The organism is Streptomyces sp. NPDC094448, assembly GCF_044763775.1.
Lineage (GTDB): Bacteria > Actinomycetota > Actinomycetes > Streptomycetales > Streptomycetaceae > Streptomyces.
The window spans coordinates 144,635-166,851 of sequence record NZ_JBIWGU010000010.1; the positions used below are offsets into that span (position 1 = coordinate 144,635).

Below are 22,217 nucleotides of genomic sequence, written 5' to 3' on the forward strand. Positions count from 1 at the left end.
GCAATCAAGTGGTCGACGGAGAACAGACGTTCGTCATCGTCGGCGGTGGTCTCGCCGGGGCCAAGGCCGCCGAGACCCTGCGGTCGGAGGGATTCACCGGGCGGGTGATCCTCATCGGGGACGAACGCGACCACCCTTACGAACGCCCACCGCTGTCCAAGGGCTACCTCCAGGGCAAGGACAGCCGGGAGAGCGTCTTCGTCCAAGAGCCCGCCTGGTACGCGCAGGCCGATGTGGAGCTGCACCTCGGCCAGTCCGTGGTCGCCGTCGACCGCGCGGCCCGTACGGTACGGCTCGGCGACGGCACGGTCCTGCACTACGACAAGCTGCTGCTGGCCACCGGGGCCGAACCCCGGCGCCTGGACATTCCCGGCACCGGACTGGCCGGGGTCCACCATCTGCGCCGGCTCGCCCACGCCGACCGGCTCCGCCAGGTGCTGGCCGGGCTGGGCCGCGAGAACGGCCGGCTGGTGGTCGCCGGGGCGGGGTGGATCGGCCTGGAGGTCGCCGCCGCGGCCCGCGGATACGGCGCCGAGGTCACCGTCGTCGAGCCCGAACCCACCGCGCTCCACCATGTCCTCGGCCCCGAGCTGGGCCAGTTCTTCACCGATCTCCACACCGAACACGGGGTGGCCTTCCACTTCGGCGCCCGGCTCACCGAGATCACCGGACAGGACGGCATGGTCCTCGCGGTGCAGACCGACGACGGCGAGGAGTTCCCGGCCCACGATGTGCTCGCCGCGATCGGCGCCGCCCCGCGCACCGCGCTCGCCGAGGCCGCGGGCCTGACCCTGGCGGACCGGGCCGACGGCGGCGGTATCGCCGTGGACGCGGCCCTGCGCACCTCCGACCCGGACATCTACGCCGCAGGGGACGTCGCCGCCGTCGAACACCCCCTGCTGGGGAGCCGGATCCGGGTCGAACACTGGGCCAACGCACTCAACGGCGGCCCGGCCGCCGCCCGCTCCATGCTGGGCCGGGAGGTGTCCTACGACCGCGTTCCGTACTTCTTCTCCGACCAGTACGACGTGGGCATGGAGTACTCCGGCTGGGCGCCGCCCGGCTCGTACGACCAGATCGTCCTCCGCGGCGACGCCGGAAAGCGCGAGTTCATCGCCTTCTGGCTGGCGGACGGCCGGGTGCTCGCCGGCATGAACGTGAATGTGTGGGACGTCACAGAGCCCGTGCAGGAGCTGATCCGCTCCGGCGACCGGATCGACCCGGAGGCCCTGGCGGACCCGTCCGTGCCCCTGACGGAGCTGACCGGCCGCGATTCCGGCTGACGGCCGGGACGGTACGGACGGGATTCCCGGGGGCCGGTTGTCCACAGGCCCCCGGGACCGCCGCCGGATCGCCGTAGACTTCACGCGTGGCAGGCAGGATCAACGATGACGACGTCAAGGCGGTCAGGGACGCGGTCCCGATTGATTCCGTCGTGTCCGAGTACCTCCAGCTGCGGAACGCGGGCGGCGGCAATCTGAAGGGCCTCTGCCCCTTCCACGACGAGAAGTCCCCGTCCTTCCAGGTCAGCCCCGGCAAGGGTCTTTTCCACTGCTTCGGCTGCCAGGAAGGCGGTGACACGATCGCCTTCGTCATGAAGATCGACCACCTCACCTTCTCCGAGACGGTCGAGCGGCTGGCGGCCCAGGCCGGGATCACCCTCCGGTACGAGGAGGGCGGATACAACCCCTCCCACCAGCGCGGTGAGCGCATCCGGCTGATCGAGGCCCACAAGGTCGCCGCCCAGTTCTACATCGACCAGCTGGAGAACGGCGCCGAGGCCGAGACCGGCCGCGCCTTCCTCGCCGAGCGCGGTTTCGACCGGGCCGCCGCGGAACACTTCGGCGTGGGCTACAGCCCCCAGGGCTGGGACCACCTCACCCGCTTTCTGCGCGGCAAGGGCTTCAGCGACAAGGAGCTGACCCTCTCCGGGCTCGCCCAGGAGGGCCGCCGCGGGCCCATCGACCGCTTCCGCGGCCGGCTGATGTGGCCGATCCGCGATATCGCCGGAGACGTCGTCGGCTTCGGCGCCCGCAAGCTGTACGAAACCGACAACGGCCCCAAGTATCTGAACACCCCCGAGACCGCGATCTACAAGAAGTCCCAGGTGCTGTACGGGATCGACCTGGCCAAGAAGGAGATCGCCAAGACCAGCAGCGCGGTCGTCGTCGAGGGGTACACGGATGTGATGGCCTGCCATCTGGCGGGCGTCACCACGGCCATCGCGACCTGCGGCACCGCCTTCGGCGGCGACCACATCAAGATCCTCCGGCGGCTGCTGATGGACCATGCCACCGCCGAGGTGATCTTCACCTTCGACGGTGACGCGGCCGGCCAGAAGGCGGCCCTGCGGGCCTTCGAGGACGACCAGAAGTTCGCCGCCGAGACCTCCATCGCCATCACCCCCGGCGGCATGGACCCCTGTGAGCTGCGGCTTGCCGAGGGCGACGAGGCGGTGCGGTCCCTGGTCGGCAGCCGGACGCCGCTCTTCGAGTTCGCCCTGCGCCAGTTGGTGAAGCGGCACAATCTGGAGACCCCGGCGGGCCGGGCCGCCGCGCTCGACGAGGCCGCGCCCATCGTCGCCGGAATCAAGAACGTCGCGATCCAGCACGAGTCCGCGGTGCAGCTCGCCGGAATGGTCGGCATCCTGGACACCCAGTTCGTGGTCAAGCGGGTCGCGCAGCTCGCCCGCTGGGCCCGGGACCGCGGCGGCCGGGGCCCCGCCGGGGGCCCCTCCCGCGGGGCCGGCTCCGGCGGCGACCGCCGAGGCCCCGGATCCGATACCGCGCAACCGGCCGCCGGACTGCCCGCCGGTCCCGCACTCAACCTCCGCAGCCCCGCCCACCGCACCGAGCGCGAACTGCTGAAGCTGGCCCTCCAGCGCCCCGAGCTGGTCTCGCCCGCCTTCGACGCCTACGGCTCCGACGAGTTCACCGCCCCGCCGTACGCGGCGGTCCGGCAGACCATCGCCGAGGCGGGCGGCGCCGACCAGGGCACGGCGGACGCCGCCGGATATCTCGTCCGGGTCCGCGACGCCGCCGCCGACGACACGGTCCGCTCCCTGGTGACCGAGCTGGCCGTCGAGGCGATCCACTGCCGGACCATCGACGAGACCTATGCCGGTGTCCAGTTGGTGCAGGTACGGCTCCGGGCGGTGGACCGCCGGATCGCCGAGGTCCAGGGCACCCTCGCCCGCCTCGGCCAGGCCGCCGACCCCGCGCGGTACTCGGCCGTCCAGAACGAACTCTGGGTGCTCCAGCAGTACGCCCAGTCCCTCCGCAACCACGGCGCCGCGGCGCTCTGACCTCGGGCCGGGCCCGGGATCCGGGTGAGCCGCGCCTGCGGGCCCCCGGGCCACGGCGCCGGGCGCTCCGCCCGCGGGCCGGGTCGGGGACCGGAGCGGGCATATGCCTGCCTGCCCCCGGCCGAGGCGCGGGCCTGCCTGCCCCCGCCGAGGCGCGCCGTTCCCCGGAGGCCCCGGCCCGCCGTGGTGCCGTGCGGCGCCGTTCCCGACATCGGGACCCGGCCCGGTGCGGTGCCTCCGGCGCGGGGCACTCCCCGGCCGACCCGGCTCCGCCCCACCCCGCCCCGCCGGAGGCGTAACCGCGCGGTCACGTCGGGGACTCAGAAAGTCACCGCACGACCCTCGTGGTGAGGATGTGCCGTACCCCACACTGGGGGCGGTGCCTGAGTCCTCGGAGTGCGGCCGGTGGGCCTCCCATCCGTTGGATCCTCATCGTGTACGGGACGGACAGCGGCCCGTCCGCAGCCGTCCCGCTGCCGCACGCCCTCGACCGGCAGATCACCCTGGAGGTCGCCCTCGTGCAGACCCGGACCCGGACCCTCGGCCAGCCCCCGCCCCCGGCTCCGCCCCCGACCTCGGCCGGGCCCCTGGCCGACGGCTCCACCGGGTCCCGCGGCGATCCGGCCGCCGTGCTCCCCGCCGTACCCGCGCAGCCCCTGCCGCCCGCCCGCCCCGAAGGCTCCGACGAGGCCGAAGCCGTCGAAGTGCCCGAGGCCGCACGGGCCTTGAACCGGGCCGAAAGCGGCGGCCCCTCCTCCGACCTCTTCCGGCAGTATCTGCGGGAGATCGGCCGCATCCCCCTCCTGACCGCTGCTGAGGAGGTCGAACTGGCCCGCTGCGTCGAGGCCGGGCTGTTCGCCGAGGAGAAGCTCGCCGGCACCCCCGACCTCAACGACTCCCCGCTCGCCGCGGACCTCGACCGGCTCGTCGTCCTCGGCCGGATGGCCAAGCGCCGCCTCATCGAGGCGAATCTGCGGCTCGTGGTCTCGGTCGCCAAACGGTACATCGGACGCGGGCTGACCATGCTCGACCTCGTCCAGGAGGGCAATCTCGGGCTGATCCGCGCGGTGGAGAAGTTCGACTACGCCCGCGGCTACAAGTTCTCCACGTACGCCACCTGGTGGATCCGCCAGGCCATGTCCCGCGCCCTCGCCGACCAGGCCAGGACCATCCGCGTCCCCGTGCATGTCGTCGAACTGATCAACCGGGTCGTCCGGGTGCAGCGCCGGATGCTCCAGGAGCAGGGCCATGAACCAACCGCCGACGAGGTCGCCGCCCAGCTGGATCTGTCGCCCGAGCGGATCGGCGAGGTGCTGCGGCTCGCCCAGGAACCGGTCTCCCTGCACGCCCCGGTGGGCGAGGAGGACGATGTCGCGCTCGGCGATCTCATCGAGGACGGCGATGCCGCGTCCCCCGTTGAATCCGCCGCCTTCCTGCTGCTGCGCGAGCATCTGGAGGCCGTGCTCTCCACCCTCGGTGAACGCGAGCGCAAGGTGGTGCAGCTGCGGTACGGGCTGGTCGACGGCAGACCGCGGACCCTGGAGGAGATCGGGCGGATTTTCGGGGTGACCCGGGAGCGGATACGCCAGATCGAGTCCAAGACCCTCAACAAGCTCCGCGACCACGCCTTCGCGGACCAGCTCCGCGGCTACCTCGACTGACGGCGCCGGGCGGGGCTCCCGCCGCGGGAGCCCCTGCCCGTACCCCTGCCGGTATCCGTACGGGGCCGTACCCGCCCCCGGTTCAGTCGACCTCGGCCACCGCCTGCGCGAACTGCGCCGAGTAGAGCCCGGCGTAGGCACCGCCCGCCGTCAGCAGCTCCTCGTGCGTCCCCTGCTCCACGATGCTGCCGTCCTCCATCACCAGGATCACGTCCGCGTCCCGGATCGTGGAGAGCCGGTGGGCGATCACAAAACTGGTCCGCCCCTCCGCGAGCTTCGCCATCGCCTTCTGGATCAGCACTTCGGTACGGGTGTCGACCGAGCTGGTCGCCTCGTCCAGCACCAGGATCACCGGATCCGACAGGAACGCCCGCGCGATGGTGATCAGCTGCTTCTCACCGGCGCTGACGCCCGAGCCCTCGTCGTCGATCACGGTGTCGTACCCCTTCGGCAGCGTCCGGACGAACCGGTCCGCGTGCGCCGCCCGCGCCGCCTCTTCGATCTCGGCCGGGGTCACCTCGCGGGACGCGCCGTAGGCGATGTTCTCCGCGATCGTGCCGCCGAAGAGCCAGGTGTCCTGGAGCACCATGCCGATCCCGGACCGCAGTTCGTCCCTCGGCAGGGAGGCCGCGTCCACCCCGTCCAGGGTGATCCGCCCGCCCGTGACCTCGTAGAACCGCATCAGCAGATTGACCAGCGTGGTCTTCCCCGCACCCGTGGGGCCGACGATCGCGACCGTCTGCCCCGGTTCCACCCGCAGCGACAGGTCTTCGATCAGCGGCCGGTCCGGCTCGTAGCGGAAGGACACCTTCTCCAGCACGACCCGGCCCGCCGGGCGGGCCGCTCCGTCCTCCGCCGTCCGCACCCGGGCCGGCCGCGCGTCCGGCTCCTGCTCCTCGGCGTCCAGCAGTTCGAAGACCCGCTCGGCCGAGGCCACGCCCGACTGCACCAGATTCGCCATCGACGCGACCTGCGACAGGGGCATCGAGAACTGCCGGGAGTACTGGATGAACGCCTGGACATCACCGATCGACAGCGTTCCGGACGCCACCCGCAGCCCGCCGACGACCGCCACCAGCACATAGTTCAGGTTCGAGATGAAGAACATCACCGGCTGCATGACACCGCTGTGGAACTGGGCCCGGAACCCGGCCTCGTACAGGGAGTCGTTCTGCTCGGCGAACTCCCGGGCCGACTCGTCCTGCCGCCCGAAGACCTTCACCAGGGCATGCCCGGAGTACATCTCCTCGATATGGGCGTTCAGCTTGCCGGTCGACTTCCACTGCTGGACGAAGTGCGGCTGGGACCGTTTGCCGATCCTGGCCGCCACGACCACCGAGAGCGGCACCGTCACCAGGGCCACCAGCGCCAGCAGGGGAGACACCCAGAACATCATCACCAGTACGCCGACGATGGTGAGCAGCGAGTTGATCAACTGCCCCATGGTCTGCTGGAGGGTCTGGGAGACGTTGTCGATGTCATTGGTGACCCGGCTGAGGACCTCGCCCCGTTGGGCCCGGTCGAAGTACGACAGCGGCAGCCGCTCCAGCTTCGCCTGGACGTCCTCCCGCATCCGGAACACCGCACGGTTGATCACTTTGATCGAGCAGCGGGAGGCGACCAGCGCCAGCAGTCCCGAGAACAGGAAGAGCACCAGGGCGATCAGCAGCACCTGCCCGACGGCGGTGAAGTCGATGCCTTCGCCGGGGGTGAAGGAGACGCCCGAGAGCATATCGGCGAGCCCGTCGTCACCGTCGGCCCGCAGGCCCTCGACGACCTGCTCCTTGCTGGTCGCGCCGGTGTCGGCGGTCTGCCGGCCCACGACACCGGCGAACACCAGATCGGTCGCCCGGCCCAGTACCCAGGGCCCGACCGCCGAAAGGCCGACGCTCAGCACCGCGGCGGCCAGCATCACCCACAGCAGTTTCCGGTCCGGCGAGAGCTGCCGCAGCAGCCGTTTGCCCGACCCCTTGAAGTCCATGGACCGCTCCGCCGAGCCGGCCGTCATCATGCGTGGCCCGCTCATGCGGCCTCAGCCTCCGTCAGCTGGGAGAGCACGATCTCCCGGTAGGTTTCGTTCCGCTCCATCAGCTCGTAGTGGGTGCCGCTGCCCACGACCCGGCCCTCGTCGAGGACGACGATCCGGTCGGCGTCCCGGATGGTCGAGACCCGCTGGGCGACGATCACCACCGTCGCCTCCGCGGTCTCGGCGGTCAGCGCCGTGCGCAGGGCCGCGTCCGTGGCGTAGTCGAGCGCGGAGAACGAGTCGTCGAAGAGATAGACCTCGGGCCGCTGCACCAGGGTGCGGGCGATCGCCAGCCGCTGCCGCTGACCGCCCGAGACATTGGTGCCGCCCTGGGCGATCGGGGCGTCGAGACCGCCGTCGAGCTGCCGGACGAAATCGGCGGCCTGCGCCACCTCCAGGGCCCGCCACAGTTCCCCGTCGCTCGCGCCGGGGCTGCCGTACCGCAGATTGGTCGCGACGGTCCCGGAGAAGAGGTACGGCTTCTGGGGGACCAGCCCGACCGTGCGGGTCAGCAGCGGCGGATCGATCTCCCGTACGTCCACCCCGTCGACCAGCACCTCGCCGTCGGTGGCGTCGAACAGCCGGGGCACCAGCCCCAGCAGGGTCGATTTGCCGCTGCCGGTGGAGCCGATGATCGCGGTCGTCTCGCCGGGCCGGGCGGCCAGCGAGACCCCCCGCAGCACCGGCTCCTCGGCGCCGGGGTAGCGGAACTCGACGTCCCGCAGCTCCAGCGCGCCGTGCCGGGGCAGTTCCCGCACCGGCCGGCGCGGCGGCACCACGCTCGACTCGGTTCCCAGCACCTCTTCGATCCGCTCGGCGCAGACCTCGGCGCGCGGCACCATCATGAACATGAAGGTGGCCATCATCACCGACATCACGATCTGCATCAGATAGGCGAGGAACGCGGTCAGCGCGCCGATCTGGATTGCGCCGCTGTCGATGCGGTGGGCGCCGAACCAGACCACGGCCACCGAGGACAGGTTGACGACCGTCAGCACGGCCGGGAACATCAGCGCCATCAGCCGGCCGGTGGCCATCGACACATCGGTCAGTCCGGTGTTCGCCTCGCGGAAACGCTCCCGCTCGTACGCGTCCCGGACGAAGGCCCGGATCACCCGGTTTCCGGTGATCTGCTCGCGCAGCACCCGGTTCACCGTGTCCAGCCGCTCCTGCATCGTCCGGAACAGCGGCCGCATCCGGATCACGATCAACGTGACCGCGATGCCGAGGACCGGGACGACCGCGAGCAGGACGGCGGAGAGCGTCACGTCCTGGCCCAGCGCCATCGCGATACCGCCGACGCACATGATCGGCGCCGAGACCATCAGCGTGAACGACATCAGCACCAGCATCTGCACCTGCTGGACGTCGTTGGTCGTCCGGGTGATCAGCGAGGGTGCCCCGAACCGTCCGACCTCGCGGGCGGAGAAGCTCTGGACCCGGTCGAAGACGGCGGCCCGGATGTCCCGGCCGAGAGCGGCGGCGGTACGGGCTCCGTAGTAGACGGCCCCGATATTGCACACCACCTGCACCAGACTGACGGCGAGCATCACCCCGCCGAGCCGGAGCACCAGACCGGTGTCCCCCTTGACCACACCGTCGTCGATGATGTCGGCGTTCAGGGTCGGCAGATAGAGGGAGGCGCTGGTCTGGAGCAGTTGCAACAGCACCAACAGGGCTATCGGTCCGGTGTACGGACGCAGATGAGTCCGGAGCAGTCGTATCAGCACGTGCTGTCTCTCGCGGTCGACGGGGGCGGCGGTCCCGGGGCTGCGAGCGGTTCGGAGTGTCCGGCCGGGCGGAAGAAGCCCGGGGCGGAACGGATCCGGAAGCGGCGGCCCCCGGTCCATCTTGCGGCACGGCGCGCCGGAACCCCAGGCGATTAACGCCAAACCCGGGTCAAGCCGGTGCCGAGCGGCGCGGACCCGCGCCCGCGAGGGAACGGATATCTGCGCGCATGCGCCGGATCACGGCCTTGCGCGCCGGAGAATGTGATCGTCGCCACATGGCCGGGGAGACCCCCGAGGTCCGTCGGGTCCGGCGCCGGTCCGCGCGGCCGGAAGTCCGCCGCGCGGACCGGCGGACGGGGCCGGTCGCTCCTCGCCGCCCCCGGCTCGCGTGCCCCGGGAGCTTCGGCGGCCCGGCGGCCCCGCCGGACGGTGCGGCCGCTGTGCGACGCCCGCCGGACGGTGCTTCGGCTCTGCCGGGCCGCGGTACGCGCCTCGAAAGCCCGGCCGGGAACCCCGGGGAGCCCCACCGGGCCCGACCGGGCCCCACCGGGCCGGGAACCGGCCGTCAGCCGAGGATGCCGCCCAGGCCGAGACCGGCCGGGCCCGCGGCCGTACCGCCGTAACCGGACCCGCCGTGCGCCTGCGGGGCGGCCGGTACCGGCGGGAACGCGCCGGGGTGGAGCTGGTCGCGGGTCGCCCCGTACTGCTGGCGCACCGCCATGCCCACCGCCGCCTCCTCGCCCGGCTGCAGCACCTCCAGCGCCGGGGGCTGCCACCGGGGCGGGGACGAGGGGGAGAGCGCACCGCGCGAGGCCCCGAGGGCCCATGCCGCCTGCCGGGCGGCGCCGAGCGCCGCGTAGTCCGCGGGCTGCGGTACGACGACCTGGGCACCGAGGATGCCGGGCGCGGCCGACCGGACCGCGGGCAGATCGGCGGCGGCCCCCAGCAGGAAGACCCGGCGCACCTGGACCCCGCGGGCCCGCAGTACGTCCATCGCGTCGGCCAGCGAACAGAGCATGCCCTCGAAAGCGGCGCGGGCCAGATGCTCCGGCCGCATCGACTCCCGGCGCAGCCCGCTGAGGGTGCCGGCGGTATGCGGCAGCCGGGGGGTGCGCTCGCCCTCCAGATAGGGCAGCAGCACCAGCCCGGAGGCGCCGGGCGTGGACTTCATCGCGAGGTCGGACAGGGCGCCGAGATCCTCGGCCCCGAGCATCTCGGCAGTGCCGCGCAGGACCCGGACCGCGTTGGAGATATGGACGACCGGCAGATGCATACCGCCCGCGTCGGCGTACGAGGTGATCATCCCGCTCGGGTCGGTCAGCGCCTCGTGGTGGACGGCCGTCACCGAACCGGAGGCGCCCAGCGACACCACGGCGTCACCGGGGCCGACCCCCAGACCGAAGGCGGCGGCCATGGTCTCCCCGGTCCCGGCGGAGATCAGCAGCCCCTCGGGGGTGGTGCCCGCGGCCTCGGCCGGGCCGAGCACCTCGGGCAGCTCGCAGGAGTGGCCGAGCGCCAGCTCGACCAGATCGTGCCGGTAGCCGCCGGTCGCCGCCGACCAGTAGCCGGTGCCGGAGGCCGCACCCCGGTCGGTGGTCCGCCGCGGCGGCCGTCCCAGCAGCTGCCACACCAGCCAGTCGTGGGGCTGGAGCACGGCGGCCACCCGCTGCGCCGCCTCCGGTTCGGAGCGCGCCAGCCAGCGGAGCTTGGCCACCGGCAGCGCGGCCTGCGGTACGGAGCCGACGGCATCGGCCCACGCCTGCTGTCCGCCGAGGGCGTCGACCAGGTCGGCCGCCGCGATCTGGGCCCGCCGGTCGTTGCCGACCAGCGCGGGCCGCACCGGGGCGCCCTGCTGGTCCAGCGCCACCAGCCCGTGCTGCTGCGCGGAGACCCCGATGGCCTGCACGCCTTCCAGCAGCCCGCCGGCCGCGGCCTCGCCCAGCGAGAGCAGCCACATCTGCGGGTCGATGTCCGTGGCCTTAGGGTCCACGGGGTGCTGCGCGTACCCCTGGCGCACCACGGTGCCCGTCTCCGCGTCACAGACGACGATGCGGGTGAAGGCGGACGAGCTGTCCAGACCGGCGACTATCCCCATGGAAGAGGATTCTGCCGCAACCGCGGCCCGCCCACGCCACCCGCCGCCGGTTCGGTCCACGGGACGGCCTTCGCGGAGGCCGTGACGCGGATACGGGCCCGGTCGCGCACCCGGCGATTCCGGGGTGCCCGGGGGCGCTGTCGGCCCCGGACGCCGGGCCGGTCGCCCGGCTTGCGGGGCCGTACCCACGTCCGGGAGAACCCGTCCGGACCGCCGCGGCCGACTGCCCGGCTCCTACCGGCACGGCGGAGGCTAGGTGTTGCTGGTGCCCCAGTCGTCCTGGCCGTTCTGTCCGCGGTCCCGCAGCGACCGCACCCGCTCGGCGACGGACTCGGGGACCCGGTCCCCGACCTTGTCGCTCACCACGTGCAGCGCCTTGCCCGCGAGCTGACGGCTGTTCTGCGCGGCGGACTCGGCGGCGTTCCGCACGGCCGGGTTCTGGGACAGCTCCCGTACCGACTTCCGCAGCTGCTCGTAGCGCTCGCGGCCGGCCCGTGTGCCGAGTACATAGCCGACCCCGAGCCCGGCGAGGAACGTGAGCTTGTACCGCATGCTCTGCCACCCTTCCCTGACGTACGACGGTGCCCGTTGGCCGCCTGCCCGGAACGGGCCGTGATCAACCGGGACCCTACCGATTGGCGGAGCACCCCCCTGCTTGCGCTAATGTATGTGTCGCAGCGAGCACACGCCCCCCGGGAAGCCTCCGGTGGGTACGTTCGGTGCACATGCAGCAATCCCCTGTAGCTCAATTGGCAGAGCAGCCGGCTGTTAACCGGCAGGTTACTGGTTCGAGTCCAGTCGGGGGAGCGCGATCCCCTGTAGCTCAATTGGCAGAGCATTCGGCTGTTAACCGGAGGGTTGCTGGTTCGAGTCCAGCCGGGGGAGCAGTGAGCGCGAGAGGACCCGTCGAGGGTCCTTTTCGCTTTTCCGGCACCCCCGGCGACGGCGGCACGACCGCTCGGTAACTTCCGCCCCGGGCGAGGTGTTGGAGGAGTTCGCTCCCGAGGACCGGGTGAATTCTGCGCCGAAGGGAACCGTGCAGGCCGCGGCGGAGTCTTCACCTGCGAGCGAAGGCCGGACCGTCCGAGGCAGGAGATCGTATGACCGGCTATGCTGCGGCAGACGGCGCGCACATGTGTGCGCGACGCGCCGTTAGGGGCGGTAGCTCAGCCGGTTAGAGCAGCGGACTCATAATCCGTCGGCCGTGGGTTCGAGTCCCACCCGCCCCACCGCCGGAACGGCCACAGAACCGTTCCTACCTGTGGGATCACGTCGACGAGGGGCCGCATCGAGCGGCCCCTCGTCGTTGTTCTGCCGGCTATCTCAGGTCGATCATGTGGGTCGGCTGGCCGGTGACCCGTGCAATGGTCTCGAAGTCCCGGTCGTAGTGCAGCAGTGTCAGGCCGGACTGTTCGGCGATGGCCGCGACCAGGAGGTCGACCGGGCCGGCACTGCGGTGCTCGCCCTTGGCGGTCAGTTCCTGCTGAATGGCGCGGGCCCTGCGGTAGACCCCGTCCGGAACCGGGCACCAGGCGAATTGGTCCAGCCTCTGCCCGACGGCGGCCCGGTCCTCGACGGAGCGTGCCGAGTAGAGCAACTCCAGTTCTGTCAGATCACAGAGGCCCACCAGGCCCGCGGCAATACGGCGTTCCCAGGCCTCGGTGGTCCGGCGCAGTAATACCCGGGCCAGTGCCGAGGTGTCGATGAGGTAGTCGGTGACGCTCATGAGTTGTGCCGGCCCCGGTACCGGCGCTTGTCGAGGAGGATGTCTGCGTCCAAGGCGCCGTTCTCCACGAGGTCCTGCAGTTCGTGCAGAGCGCGGAGGCGGCGGTTGCGTTCGACGATCTCACGCAGTGCAGTGTTGATGGTGTCGCGTTTGGTCGTGGTGCCGAGTTCCTCGGCGGCCGCCGCCAGTGCTTCGTCGTCAAGGTCGATCACGGTCCGGCTCATGAGCCCCACCTCCGTATACATGGCATCGTGTATCAATATACCAGGTTTGATGTATACGGGGTGGGGGGTGCCTCGGGTCGGGGATCGTGCAGAGGGCCGGCTCAGGGCGTCACGGTGAAGCCGTGCTTCGTGGCGAGTTTCTTCAGGGAGGCCTGGCCCGGGATGCCGTCCGCGGCCCCGCCCGTGTAGCCGAGGCGGCGCTGCCAGGCCGCGTAGGCGTCCTTGGTGGCGGTGCCGTAGTGGCCGTCGGCCAGGCTTGCGGTCAGCAGGCCCTCCTTGACCAGGGCCTTTTCCACGGTTTTGACACCGGGGTAGCTGACGGGGGTGCCGGGGCGGGCGGGGTCGCGGCGGGCGGCGGCGATCAGTTGGGAGAGGTCGACCACCGGTTTCGCGGGCTTGGAGGGCTTCGAGGGCTTGGAGGGCTTCGCGGGCTTCGGCTTGGCGGCGAGGCGGTCCGCGATACGGGCGCGCAGGTCCGGCATGGTGAAGCCCCGGGGGTCCACCTTGTCGTCCGACCACTCGCGGTGGCCGATCACCGACTTTGCCGACCAGCCGTGGACCCGGCAGAGCGCGGCCGACACCTGCTCGATGGCCTCCAGCTGGGCGGCGGGCCAGGGGTCCTTGCCGTCGCCGAGGTTCTCGCATTCGAAGCCGTAGAAGTGGCGGTTGCCGTCGATGCCGTCCTTGTTGCCCTTGGTGGGGGCCGGGGGGCGCTCGCCGTAGGACTCGGCCGTGACCACGTCCAGCACGCGCGGGTCACCGCCGCCCGCGTGGTTGGTGCGGCCCCAGCCGATCAGATGGACGGTGCCGTCCTTGGTGATCACAGCGTGGCAGAGCGGGCCGGGCAGGGCGCTGTAGCCGTCCCGGCAGAGCCGGACGGGATCGGTGGGGTGTTCGGTGACCGTGTGGTGGATCACGATTCCGTGGACGGGACCCCAGGGGCGGCCGGCGGCGGTACGGGTGTGGGTCTGCCAGCTGCCGACCACGACGACCTTCACCCCCTCGGCTCGGAGGGCGGCCTCGAACTGGGCGGCGGTCATCGGTGTTGCCATGGAGGTACTCCAGTGGTGCGGATGGCGCTGACTCATCTGGCTGATCTGTAGATTACGTTCATTTCAGCAGAAAAAATGGGAAAGTTGGAGGTTTGGAACCGCTGTAGCGGGGAATTCCGCGGCGAATGCTCCTCTGCGCGCCCCTTGTTACCGCCTTCCGCGCGCCGATCGGCAGGATCGGCAGGCCCGTTGAGGGTGCCCGGGTGCCCGGGTGCCTGGATCCCCGGATCCCCGGGTCCCCGGGGCGAGTGGGTCGGGAAAGGGAAGAGCGGTCTGTGGTGCGTTCCGGTGGAGAGGTCCGTCCGGCCGGTTCCGGGGGTGCTGGTCCGGGCGTCCCGGGCCCGGCGGCCCTTGCGGCATATGATTTCGGCCATGGCTGAAATCAAGCTGACGGATGAGTTGGTAGAGCTGGAGACCCGGGCCTGGCGGGAGATCCAGGAGGGGCGGCTCACGGTGGAGACCGCCGGAGCGGTGCAGGCCGCGATCACCGCTCATGCCCTTGCCTCCGGGGAGAGCCGGTACGCGGTGGAACAGGCGCTCAAGGCCCGGGTGCGGTACTCCTCCGAGGTTCAGGCCCCGGAGGAAGGGGCCTGACGCGCGCGGTGAAGGCCCCGGCCGGAGGGGACTGGCCGGGGCCTTCATGGGCTGCTGCGGGTGCCTGTCGCGCACCGGTGTCATGCGCGTACTTCCGAGTCTCCGCCCGCCCGCCGGGTTGGTCAAGCGCCCCGTGGACAGCCTTCCCGGCCACCTGGCATCTGCTGGCTGATCAGGGATATCACCTTGTAGATGCAAGCCATGCCCGCATATGTTGTCGCATATGCAGTCCTATACGATCGGGCAGGCGGCGAAGCTGCTGGGGGTGAGCCCCGACACCGCCCGCCGCTGGGCCGACGCGGGCCGGTTCACCACGCACCGCGACGACGGCGGCCGCCGTCTCGTCGACGGCCGGGACCTGGCCGCGTTCGCCGTCGAACTGGGCCAGGGCGACGAAGCCGAGGGCGAATCCTCCTACACCTCGGCCCGTAACGCCTTCCCCGGCATCGTCACCGCGGTCAAGCTCGGCGATATCGCCGCCCAGGTCGAGATCCAGGCCGGACCGCACCGTCTGGTCTCCCTGCTGACCCGGGAGGCCGTGGAAGAGCTGGGGCTGGAGGTCGGAATGCAGGCCACCGCCCGTGTGAAGTCGACCAGCGTGCACATCGACCGTCCCTGAAGGAGCCTCAACGGATGTCCCTCTCCCCGAGCACCGGTCCCTCACGCACCCGCCGCGCGGCCGTCGCGCTGACGGCCGCGGCGGCCCTCCTCGTACCGCTCACCGCCTGCGGCGGCGACGACAGCGACGGCGACGGCGGCAGCAAGCAGTCCAAGTCCGCGCTGACCGTCCTGGCCGCCGCGTCGCTCACCGACGTCTTCAAGACCGCCGGCGCCGCCTACGAGAAGGCCCACCCCGGCACCAAGGTCACCTTCTCCTTCGCGGGCTCCCAGGAGCTGGCCGCCCAGGTCCGCCAGGGCGCCCCCGCCGATGCCCTGGTCACCGCCGACACCAAGACCATGGACGGGCTGACGGGCGAGACCGGCACCCCCGTGATCATCGCCAGGAACCGGCTCGTCATCGCGGTCGAAGAGGGCAACCCGCAGAAGGTCGCTTCCCTCAAGGACCTCACGGACCCCGGGCTCAAGGTGGTGCTCGCCGCGCCCGAGGTGCCCGTCGGGCGCTACAGCCGGCAGATCCTCGACGCCCAGAAGCTCACCGTGAAGGCGGTGTCCCAGGAGCCGAACGTCCGGGCCGTGCTCAGCAAGGTCGAACTGGGCGAGGCCGACGCCGGGCTGGTCTACAAGACGGACGCGGCCGGTGCCGCGGACAAGGTCGACGCGATCGAGATCCCCGACGCCCAGAACGCCGTCGCCCAGTACCCGGCGGCAACCCTGAAGACCACCGAGAACGCGGACGCCGCCGCGGCCTTCGTGGAGTGGCTCAAGGGGCCGGAAGCGCAGCGGATCCTGAGCGGCGCGGGCTTCCAGCAGCCGTAGGCCGTGTCCGGGAAACCCCGCTCGTACCGCCCCGCCGCGACCGGCGCCCGCCGAGGGCCCGGTCCCGGCGGGGTGCCCGTCGTCCTCGCCCTGCCCGCGCTGCTCGCCGTCGCCTTCCTGCTGCTGCCGTTGATCGGCATCCTCGCCCGGACCGAATGGGCCGCACTCGGCACCCATCTGACCAGCCCCGGAGTGACCGAGGCCCTCGGACTCTCCCTCCTGGTGTCGGGCTGGGCGCTCGGGCTCTCCCTGCTGCTCGGAGTGCCGCTTGCCTGGCTGCTGGCCCGGACCGGCATCCCCGGCAAGGCGTTCATCCGCACTCTGGTGATGCTGCCGATGGTCCTGCCGCCCACCGTCGGCGGTGTGGCGCTGCTCCTCGGCTTCGGCCGGCGCGGACTGCTCGGGCCCTGGCTGGAGGACACCTTCGGAATCACCCTCCCCTTCCACACCTCGGGCGCCGTGGTCGCCGCGACCTTCGTGGCGATGCCGTTCCTCGTCATCAGTCTCGAAGGCGCGCTGAACGGGCTGCGCCCCGAGTACGAGGAGACCGCCGCCTCACTCGGCGCCTCCCCGCTCCGGGTGTTCTTCACGGTCACCGTGCCGATGGCCGCCCCCGGGCTGATCGCGGGCGCCGCGCTCACCTGGGCCAGGGCCCTCGGGGAGTTCGGCGCGACGATCACCTTCGCGGGCAATCTGCCGGGAGTGACCCAGACCCTGCCGCTCCAGGTGTATCTGCTGCTCCAGGAGGAACCGGCGGCGGCCACCTCGGTATCGCTGCTGCTGCTCGCCATCGCCATGGCCGTACTGATCGCCCTGCGCGGGCGGTGGACCGGAGGCGCGGGCGCCGACCGTGCCGAGGCGGTGCCCGCGGACGTCCCCGAACCCGACAGGGGGGAGGAAGCGGGGGGTGTGGACGGTGCCCCGGCCCCGGACGCCGGACCGCGGTGGTCCCTGCACGCCGAGGTCACCGGATTCACCCGGCTCAGCCTCGACGCCGCCCCCGGCACCACCGTCGCCGTCGTCGGCCCCAACGGAGCCGGGAAGACGACCCTGCTCCGGGCCCTGCTCGGGCTGACCCCCCGGGCCAGGGCCGCACTCCGTCTCGGCGGTGACGATGTGACCGGCCTCCCGCCGCACCGCCGCTCCGTCGCCTGGGTTCCCCAGCACGGCGCCCTCTTCCCGCATCTGACCGCCCTCGGCAACACCGCCTACGGGCTGCGCGCCCACGGCGTCCCGCGCGCCGAAGCCCGCCGCGAGGCCCGGCAGTGGCTGGACCGGCTCGGCGTCGGCGGGCTCGCCCACCACCGGCCCGCCCAGCTCTCCGGCGGACAGGCCCAGCGGGTGGCGCTGGCCCGCGCGCTCGCCGCCCGGCCGAAACTGCTGCTCCTCGACGAACCGCTGGCCGCGCTCGACCAGACCACCCGGGCCCGGGTGCGCCATCTCCTCCGCCGCCATCTCGACTCCTTCGGCGGGGTCTGTCTGATCGTCACCCACGATCCGGTCGAGGCCCTGTCGCTCGCCGACCGCGTCCTCGTCCTCGACGGCGGCGAAGCGCTCCAGGACGCCCCGCCCGCCGAGGTCACCCGCCGTCCGCGCTCCCCGTGGGTGGCGCGGATGCTGGGCCGCAACGCCTGGCCGGGCACCGCCGCGGCCGACGGGTCCCTGACCCTGCGGGACGGCGGCCGGCTGGTCGTCGCCGAACCGCCGCCCGCCGGGGCCGAGGTGCTCGCCGTCATCGCCCCCGAGTCCGTCGCCGTCCACCGGGAGCGGCCCGCGGGGAGTCCGCGGAACGTCTGGCCGGGGACGGTACGGGAGATCACCGCGTCCGGCGGCAGACTGCGGGTGCTGGTGGTCTCGGCCCTGGCGCCGGACCTGGTCGCGGAGATCACCCCGCAGGCGGCGGCCGAGTTGGGGCTTGCGGAGGGGGCGCAGGTCTGGACGAGCGTGAAGGCCACGGAGGTCGTGACGGTACTGCTCTGACCGTACGGCGCCTCCGCACCACAGCTGTAACAGCAAGGGCGGTGACGGTGACGGCTCCGTGGCGTGGCGTGGCGTGGCGTGGCGGAGGCGTACGGGGTTCAGCTCTCCGCCGCCCGTGCGCCCAGCGCCCGCTTCATGATCTTGCCCATGTCGTTACGGGGCAGTGCGTCGAGGAATCTCACCTCGCGCGGCCGTTTGTGCGGGGAGAGCTGCCGGGCGACATGGGCCACCAGCTCTTCGGGCGACGGGCGTGCCCCCGGGCCGGCGGCGGCCGGAACGATCCAGGCGACCACGCGCTCGCCGAGATCGGGATCCGGCTCCCCGGTCACCGCCGCCTCCCGTACCCCCGGATGGTCCAGCAGGGCGTTCTCGATCTCACCGGCGCCGATCTTGTAGCCGCCGCTTTTGATCAGGTCGGTGGCCTTGCGGCCGACGATCCGTACCGCGCCGTCCGCGTCGCGTACCGCCATATCGCCGGTGCGGAACCAGTCGCCGTCGAACGCGGCGGCCGTCGCCTCGGGGCGGTTGAGATAGCCGGAGAAGAGGTTGGTGCCGCGGACCTGGATCTCACCGATGGTCTCCTCGTCGTACGCGGTCACCTCCGCCCCGGCCTCGTCGACCAGCCGCAGTTCGACCCCGGGCAGCGGCGTCCCGACCGAACCCGGCCGGGGCCGCGGTTCGTCGACCCGGACGCTGGTGTTCATCAGCGTCTCCGTCATGCCGTACCGCTCCACGACCCGGCGGCCGGTCGCGGTGGTGATCCGGGTGTGGTCGGGCAGCGGCAGCGCGGCCGACCCCGACACCAGCAGCCGGGCCCCCGCCAATGCCTCCACCAGGGCGGGATTCCCGTCGAGCGCCTCCGCGAGCCGGTGGTACATGGTCGGCACGCCGAACAGCATCGTCCCGCCGTCCGCGAGTTCCCGGACCACCCCGCCGACGGAGAACCGGCCCAGATGGCGCAGGGCGCCGCCGCGCCGCAGCGGGCCGAGGACCCCGATGATCAGCCCGTGGACGTGGAACAGCGGCAGTCCGTGGACGAGGACGTCGTCACCGGTCCACGCCCAGGCGTCCGCCACCGCGTCCAGGCTGGCGGCGATGGCCCGCCGGGGCAGTACGGCGCCCTTGGGCGGGCCGGTCGTACCGGAGGTGTAGACGATCATCGCCGGGGCGGTGGGCTCCGGCTCCGGGCCCGCGGGGACGGGCGGCGAGCCGGTGGGAGCGGTCGCGGTCGCGTTGACGTCGACCCGTTCCAGCGCTCCCAGGGCGGCGGGCAGTTCGTCCCCGGCCGCCGCCAGCACCAGCGCCGGGGCGCTGTCCGCGAGGATATGGGCCAGTTCCCGTTCGCCCGTCTTCGGATTCAGCGGTACGACCGGGACCCCGGCGAGCAGGGCGGCCACGGTACCGACCGCGGTCTCCAGGGTGGGGGCCGCCCACAGGGCCACCCGCGGGACGCCCTCGATGCGCGCGGCCAGTGCCCCGGCGGCGTCCGCGAGCTGTCCGTACGTCAGCGCACGCTCCCCGAAGCGCAGGGCGGGGCGTCCGGGGGAGGTCCGCAGCGCGGGGAGGAGACTGCCGCGCGGATCGCCGCCGCCGGTCTCCCGGGCGTCCGGTGCATCCGGTGCGGGGTGTGCGGGGTGTGCCGGGCCTGCGGCGGCGCGGCCGGTCGCCGTACCGTCGGCGACGCCCGCAGTCTCGCGCCCGGCCGGCCTGCGGTCGGGGCCCGTTGCCGTTCCCGCGGCCTCCCGGCCCGTCGGCGTACCTTCCGCATCCGTCGCTCTGCGGTCCCTCGCAAGGTCCCTCGCCTGATCCGTCACGTCGGGTCGTCCTCCATCGGTAGCCGGGTGCCGGGCGTCCCGCCCATTCTTGCGCCCGCCTCCGGCCCGGTGGACCCCCGTCAGTCCCCGACCCCGGCCTTCTCCTGGACTTCGCGGGGGCGGTCCCGGCCAGCTGTGACATCCGCCCGTACGCGTACACGCATCCCGCCGGCGCCGGATCCGGCAGCAGTATGAAGCGGGGCCGGGTCAGAGCGCGGGCAGTGGCAGCGCCACGGTGATCGCGTACCCCGCCACCAGTCCGTATCCGGCCCGGAACGTCCAGACCCGGGCCCGGTCCGGGATCCTCGGCCCCGCGAAGCCGCCCGCCGCTACCAGCGTCTGCTGCCAGAGCAGGGAGGCGGCGAACACCCCGAAGGTGAAGACCGCACCGGCCGCGCCGCCGCGCAGCGCGCTGCCCTGGGCCGTGGTCAGTGCCGCGAAGTACAGGGCGGTGGTGGGGTTGACGAAGGTGAGGGCGGCGAACCGGACGAAGACCCGCGCGGCGCCCGCGTGTTCCTCACCCGCTGCTTCCGTCGTGCCGGGAGTGCCGGGAGTGCCGGGAGTGCCGGGACTGCCGGGGGAGCCGGTGGTGCCCCGGATGTCCGGAGCGGGCCGTCGTCGGGACGCCAGCAGCCCCAGGGCGGCGATGACCGCCAGGACGAGCGCGGCAACCAGCCGCACCCAGGCCTCCACACCCGCCAGGGCGGCGGCCACCAGGGGGCCCACGGCCGTCGCCAGCGCCGCGTACCCCGCGTCGACCACCGCGACCGCCGCCCCCGCAGCGGCCCCCGCGCGCCGGTCGCGCATCGCCTGCTGGACGACGAGCACCCCCACCGCGCCCAGCGGCACCGCGACCCCCAGTCCCGCCACCGCCCCCGCCGCCGCGGCCGTCAGATACTGCTCCATGCCCGCCTCCATCGGTTCGTCCATGCGGCGGCAGCCTGCGGGCGGAGGAGCGGCTCGTGCCGCCGGCATCCGGTGTTCACTGCGAGAATCGTGGAATGGACGCTCTCGACCGCGAAATCCTCGGTGTACTGCGAACGGATGCGCGGATCTCCTACCGCGATCTCGGAGTACGGGTCGGCCTGAGCGCCAACGCGGCCGCCGACCGGGTCCGGCGCCTGGTCCGCGACGGCGTCATCGCGGGTTTCACCGCCGTCGTCGACCCCGCGGCCGAATCGGGCACCGGGCTGACCGTCTTCATCGACCTGACGCTCCGCATCGGCGTCACCAACGACGCCTTCGAACAGGCGGTGGTGGGGCTGGCGGGCATCGAGGAGGCCGTGCACATCACGGGCGCGTACGACTACCTCGTCCGGGCCCGGGTGGCGAACCCGGCGGAACTGGACGCGCTGCTGCGTACGATCAAAAAGGAGACGGGCGCGGAGCGGACGAGCACCCGGATCGCCCTGCGCTCGGCGAGACGCGGGCGCCATGTCTGAACCCCGGGCCGCGTCCGAACCCCGGACCGCCGCGTCCGAACCCCGGACCGCCGCGTCCGAACCCCGGGCCGCCGCGTCCGAACCCCGGGCCGCCCCGACGGCACCGGGGCCTCCCGCCTGCGGACCCGGTACGCGCGCGGCCCGGCGGCCGGGCACACGGGTGAACTCGTCCGCGAAACCCCGTGCGTTCCCGCCCTCCGGGTGATCATGCTGAGGGTATGCGTACAGGAATAGCACTGCCGCAGTACGGAACCCACGCCCGGCCCGAGCTGATCGCGGGCTTCGCCCGGGACGCCGAGGAAGCCGGTTTCGACGGGCTGTGGGTCGGCGACCGCGCGCTCACCCCGGTCGCCCCGAGCGACCTCTATCCCGGCTTCAGCAAGGAGAACCCCTACCCGCCCGGGTTCACCACCTTCCTCGACCCGGTCACCGTGCTGACGGTCGCCGCCACCGCCACCCAACGGGTCAGGCTCGGCACCAGCACCCTCAACGCCCCCTGGTACCCGCCCCTGCTGCTCGCCCGCGCCCTCACCTCCCTCGACCGGATCAGCGGCGGCCGGCTGGACGCCGGTCTCGGCATCGGCTGGATGCGCGACGAGTACACGGCCGTCAACGCCGACTTCACCCGGCGCGGCCTGCTGCTCGACGAGATCCTCGACATCCTCCACGGCTACTGGACCGAGGAGACCTTCGCCCACCAGGGCCCGCAGTGGACGATCCCGCCCTCCCACGTCGGCCTGCGGCCCGCCCAGTCACCGCCGCCGGTCCTCCTCGGCGGCTTCTCCGCCGCGACGATGCGCCGGATCGGCCGCCGCGCGGACGGCTGGGCCGGGATCGCGACCCCGGGCCGGACCGGCAGCGGGCTGTGGGACCTCGCCCGCCGCGCCGCGGAGGAAGCGGGCCGGGACCCCGACGCCCTCCAGCGGCATCTCCGCCACAACGTCGAACCCGGAGCCCGGGACGAGGATCTCGCACGGAACCTGGCCGAGTTCCGCGACTCCGGCGCCGACAGCTGCTTCCTCGACTTCCACCACGTCACCTCGGGGCCGGACGAGGCCCTGGAACGGGGCGTCGAGGTGCTGAGCCTGCTGCGCGCGGGCTGAGCGCGGGCGGGCCGGTGGCGGGCCGACCC

The 22,217-nt window shown here is 72.6% G+C and carries 18 protein-coding genes and 3 tRNA genes; 12 read left to right on the forward strand and 9 right to left on the reverse strand.

Annotated features, from left to right (window positions below; genetic code table 11):
• The first annotated feature begins 8 nt into the window (after positions 1-8).
• From ACIQ9E_RS20740 to ACIQ9E_RS20750, 3 genes are all read left to right on the forward strand, one after another.
• Positions 9-1,283 carry an NAD(P)/FAD-dependent oxidoreductase gene (locus ACIQ9E_RS20740; RefSeq protein WP_403709049.1) on the forward strand — a complete coding sequence of 425 codons (1,275 nt, stop codon included), beginning with the start codon at positions 9-11 and terminating at the stop codon, positions 1,281-1,283.
• Between the two features lie 86 nt (positions 1,284-1,369).
• A complete protein-coding gene (gene dnaG / locus ACIQ9E_RS20745; protein ID WP_403709051.1) occupies positions 1,370-3,304 on the forward strand; it encodes a DNA primase in 1,935 nt (644 codons plus the stop codon).
• Between the two features lie 434 nt (positions 3,305-3,738).
• Positions 3,739-4,965: an RNA polymerase sigma factor gene (locus ACIQ9E_RS20750; RefSeq protein ID WP_403709053.1), complete on the forward strand. Its 1,227-nt coding sequence runs from the start codon at positions 3,739-3,741 to the stop codon at positions 4,963-4,965.
• An 82-nt stretch (positions 4,966-5,047) separates the two neighbouring features.
• Here the strand turns inward: ACIQ9E_RS20750 and ACIQ9E_RS20755 are convergent, their stop codons facing one another.
• The 4 genes from ACIQ9E_RS20755 to ACIQ9E_RS20770 form a co-directional block, all read right to left on the reverse strand.
• Positions 5,048-6,991, reverse strand: coding sequence for an ABC transporter ATP-binding protein (locus tag ACIQ9E_RS20755; protein ID WP_403709055.1), 1,944 nt, complete (start codon positions 6,989-6,991; stop codon positions 5,048-5,050).
• Complete coding sequence (locus ACIQ9E_RS20760) at positions 6,988-8,721, reverse strand: ABC transporter ATP-binding protein (protein ID WP_403709057.1); 1,734 nt, start codon at positions 8,719-8,721, stop codon at positions 6,988-6,990. Before ACIQ9E_RS20760 ends, ACIQ9E_RS20755 begins: the two co-directional genes overlap by 4 nt.
• Before the next feature lie 565 nt (positions 8,722-9,286).
• Positions 9,287-10,816 (reverse strand): FGGY family carbohydrate kinase, encoded by a 1,530-nt coding sequence (locus ACIQ9E_RS20765; protein ID WP_403709059.1) that lies wholly within the window; start codon positions 10,814-10,816, stop codon positions 9,287-9,289.
• 252 nt (positions 10,817-11,068) lie between these two features.
• Positions 11,069-11,368: a YtxH domain-containing protein gene (locus ACIQ9E_RS20770; protein ID WP_403709061.1), complete on the reverse strand. Its 300-nt coding sequence runs from the start codon at positions 11,366-11,368 to the stop codon at positions 11,069-11,071.
• Between the two features lie 182 nt (positions 11,369-11,550).
• Here ACIQ9E_RS20770 and ACIQ9E_RS20775 point away from each other — a divergent pair.
• The 3 genes from ACIQ9E_RS20775 to ACIQ9E_RS20785 all read left to right on the forward strand — a co-directional run bounded on the left by ACIQ9E_RS20775 (position 11,551) and on the right by ACIQ9E_RS20785 (position 12,045).
• Positions 11,551-11,623 (forward strand) — tRNA-Asn (locus ACIQ9E_RS20775).
• 5 nt (positions 11,624-11,628) lie between these two features.
• A tRNA-Asn gene (locus ACIQ9E_RS20780) sits at positions 11,629-11,701 on the forward strand.
• Between the two features lie 270 nt (positions 11,702-11,971).
• A tRNA-Ile gene (locus tag ACIQ9E_RS20785) sits at positions 11,972-12,045 on the forward strand.
• Positions 12,046-12,134: 89 nt separating this feature from the next.
• Here ACIQ9E_RS20785 and ACIQ9E_RS20790 read toward each other — a convergent pair.
• From ACIQ9E_RS20790 to ACIQ9E_RS20800, 3 genes are all read right to left on the reverse strand, one after another.
• Positions 12,135-12,542, reverse strand: coding sequence for a PIN domain nuclease (locus ACIQ9E_RS20790; RefSeq protein ID WP_403709063.1), 408 nt, complete (start codon positions 12,540-12,542; stop codon positions 12,135-12,137).
• Complete coding sequence (locus ACIQ9E_RS20795; protein ID WP_403709065.1) at positions 12,539-12,766, reverse strand: type II toxin-antitoxin system VapB family antitoxin; 228 nt, start codon at positions 12,764-12,766, stop codon at positions 12,539-12,541. The genes ACIQ9E_RS20790 and ACIQ9E_RS20795 overlap by 4 nt, the downstream gene beginning before the upstream one ends.
• A 101-nt stretch (positions 12,767-12,867) precedes the next feature.
• Entirely contained in the window at positions 12,868-13,818 is a 951-nt protein-coding gene (locus ACIQ9E_RS20800) for an N-acetylmuramoyl-L-alanine amidase (RefSeq protein WP_403709067.1), read from the reverse strand.
• A 372-nt stretch (positions 13,819-14,190) separates the two neighbouring features.
• Between ACIQ9E_RS20800 and ACIQ9E_RS20805 the strand changes: the two genes are divergently transcribed.
• From ACIQ9E_RS20805 to ACIQ9E_RS20820, 4 genes are all read left to right on the forward strand, one after another.
• Complete coding sequence (locus ACIQ9E_RS20805; protein WP_403709069.1) at positions 14,191-14,412, forward strand: hypothetical protein; 222 nt, start codon at positions 14,191-14,193, stop codon at positions 14,410-14,412.
• A gap of 223 nt (positions 14,413-14,635) precedes the next feature.
• Positions 14,636-15,031, forward strand: a complete 396-nt coding sequence (locus tag ACIQ9E_RS20810; RefSeq protein ID WP_403709071.1) for a molybdopterin-binding protein — start codon at positions 14,636-14,638, stop codon at positions 15,029-15,031.
• Positions 15,032-15,045: 14 nt separating this feature from the next.
• Positions 15,046-15,849 carry a molybdate ABC transporter substrate-binding protein gene (gene modA / locus ACIQ9E_RS20815; protein WP_403709073.1) on the forward strand — a complete coding sequence of 268 codons (804 nt, stop codon included), beginning with the start codon at positions 15,046-15,048 and terminating at the stop codon, positions 15,847-15,849.
• A 72-nt stretch (positions 15,850-15,921) separates the two neighbouring features.
• The gene (locus tag ACIQ9E_RS20820; RefSeq protein ID WP_403709385.1) at positions 15,922-17,829 is read left to right on the forward strand and encodes an ABC transporter permease; all 1,908 of its coding nucleotides are present in this window, start codon (positions 15,922-15,924) and stop codon (positions 17,827-17,829) included.
• Between the two features lie 98 nt (positions 17,830-17,927).
• Here ACIQ9E_RS20820 and ACIQ9E_RS20825 read toward each other — a convergent pair whose 3' ends face one another.
• Positions 17,928-19,385 (reverse strand): acyl-CoA synthetase, encoded by a 1,458-nt coding sequence (locus ACIQ9E_RS20825; protein WP_403709387.1) that lies wholly within the window; start codon positions 19,383-19,385, stop codon positions 17,928-17,930.
• Positions 19,386-19,850: 465 nt separating this feature from the next.
• On the reverse strand, positions 19,851-20,573 hold the full coding sequence (locus ACIQ9E_RS20830; RefSeq protein WP_403709075.1) for a hypothetical protein: 723 nt from the start codon (positions 20,571-20,573) through the stop codon (positions 19,851-19,853).
• Between the two features lie 71 nt (positions 20,574-20,644).
• Here ACIQ9E_RS20830 and ACIQ9E_RS20835 point away from each other — a divergent pair, with 71 nt between their 5' ends.
• A complete protein-coding gene (locus ACIQ9E_RS20835; RefSeq protein ID WP_403709077.1) occupies positions 20,645-21,085 on the forward strand; it encodes an Lrp/AsnC family transcriptional regulator in 441 nt (146 codons plus the stop codon).
• A gap of 218 nt (positions 21,086-21,303) precedes the next feature.
• Positions 21,304-22,188, forward strand: coding sequence for a TIGR03619 family F420-dependent LLM class oxidoreductase (locus tag ACIQ9E_RS20840; protein ID WP_403709079.1), 885 nt, complete (start codon positions 21,304-21,306; stop codon positions 22,186-22,188).
• Positions 22,189-22,217: the final 29 nt, after the last annotated feature.

Bases quoted from the DNA above. Each gene is read 5' to 3' on its own strand.
- ACIQ9E_RS20765 (WP_403709059.1), bottom strand. From the start codon at position 10,816: ATGGGGATAGTCGCCGGTCTGGACAGCTCGTCCGCCTTCACCCGCATC.
- ACIQ9E_RS20830 (WP_403709075.1), bottom strand. From the start codon at position 20,573: ATGGACGAACCGATGGAGGCGGGCATGGAGCAGTATCTGACGGCCGCG.
- modA (WP_403709073.1), top strand. From the start codon at position 15,046: ATGTCCCTCTCCCCGAGCACCGGTCCCTCACGCACCCGCCGCGCGGCC.
- ACIQ9E_RS20835 (WP_403709077.1), top strand. From the start codon at position 20,645: ATGGACGCTCTCGACCGCGAAATCCTCGGTGTACTGCGAACGGATGCG.
- ACIQ9E_RS20805 (WP_403709069.1), top strand. From the start codon at position 14,191: ATGGCTGAAATCAAGCTGACGGATGAGTTGGTAGAGCTGGAGACCCGG.
- ACIQ9E_RS20755 (WP_403709055.1), bottom strand. From the start codon at position 6,991: ATGAGCGGGCCACGCATGATGACGGCCGGCTCGGCGGAGCGGTCCATG.
- ACIQ9E_RS20800 (WP_403709067.1), bottom strand. From the start codon at position 13,818: ATGGCAACACCGATGACCGCCGCCCAGTTCGAGGCCGCCCTCCGAGCC.
- ACIQ9E_RS20790 (WP_403709063.1), bottom strand. From the start codon at position 12,542: ATGAGCGTCACCGACTACCTCATCGACACCTCGGCACTGGCCCGGGTA.
- ACIQ9E_RS20840 (WP_403709079.1), top strand. From the start codon at position 21,304: ATGCGTACAGGAATAGCACTGCCGCAGTACGGAACCCACGCCCGGCCC.
- ACIQ9E_RS20795 (WP_403709065.1), bottom strand. From the start codon at position 12,766: ATGAGCCGGACCGTGATCGACCTTGACGACGAAGCACTGGCGGCGGCC.
- ACIQ9E_RS20810 (WP_403709071.1), top strand. From the start codon at position 14,636: ATGCAGTCCTATACGATCGGGCAGGCGGCGAAGCTGCTGGGGGTGAGC.
- ACIQ9E_RS20770 (WP_403709061.1), bottom strand. From the start codon at position 11,368: ATGCGGTACAAGCTCACGTTCCTCGCCGGGCTCGGGGTCGGCTATGTA.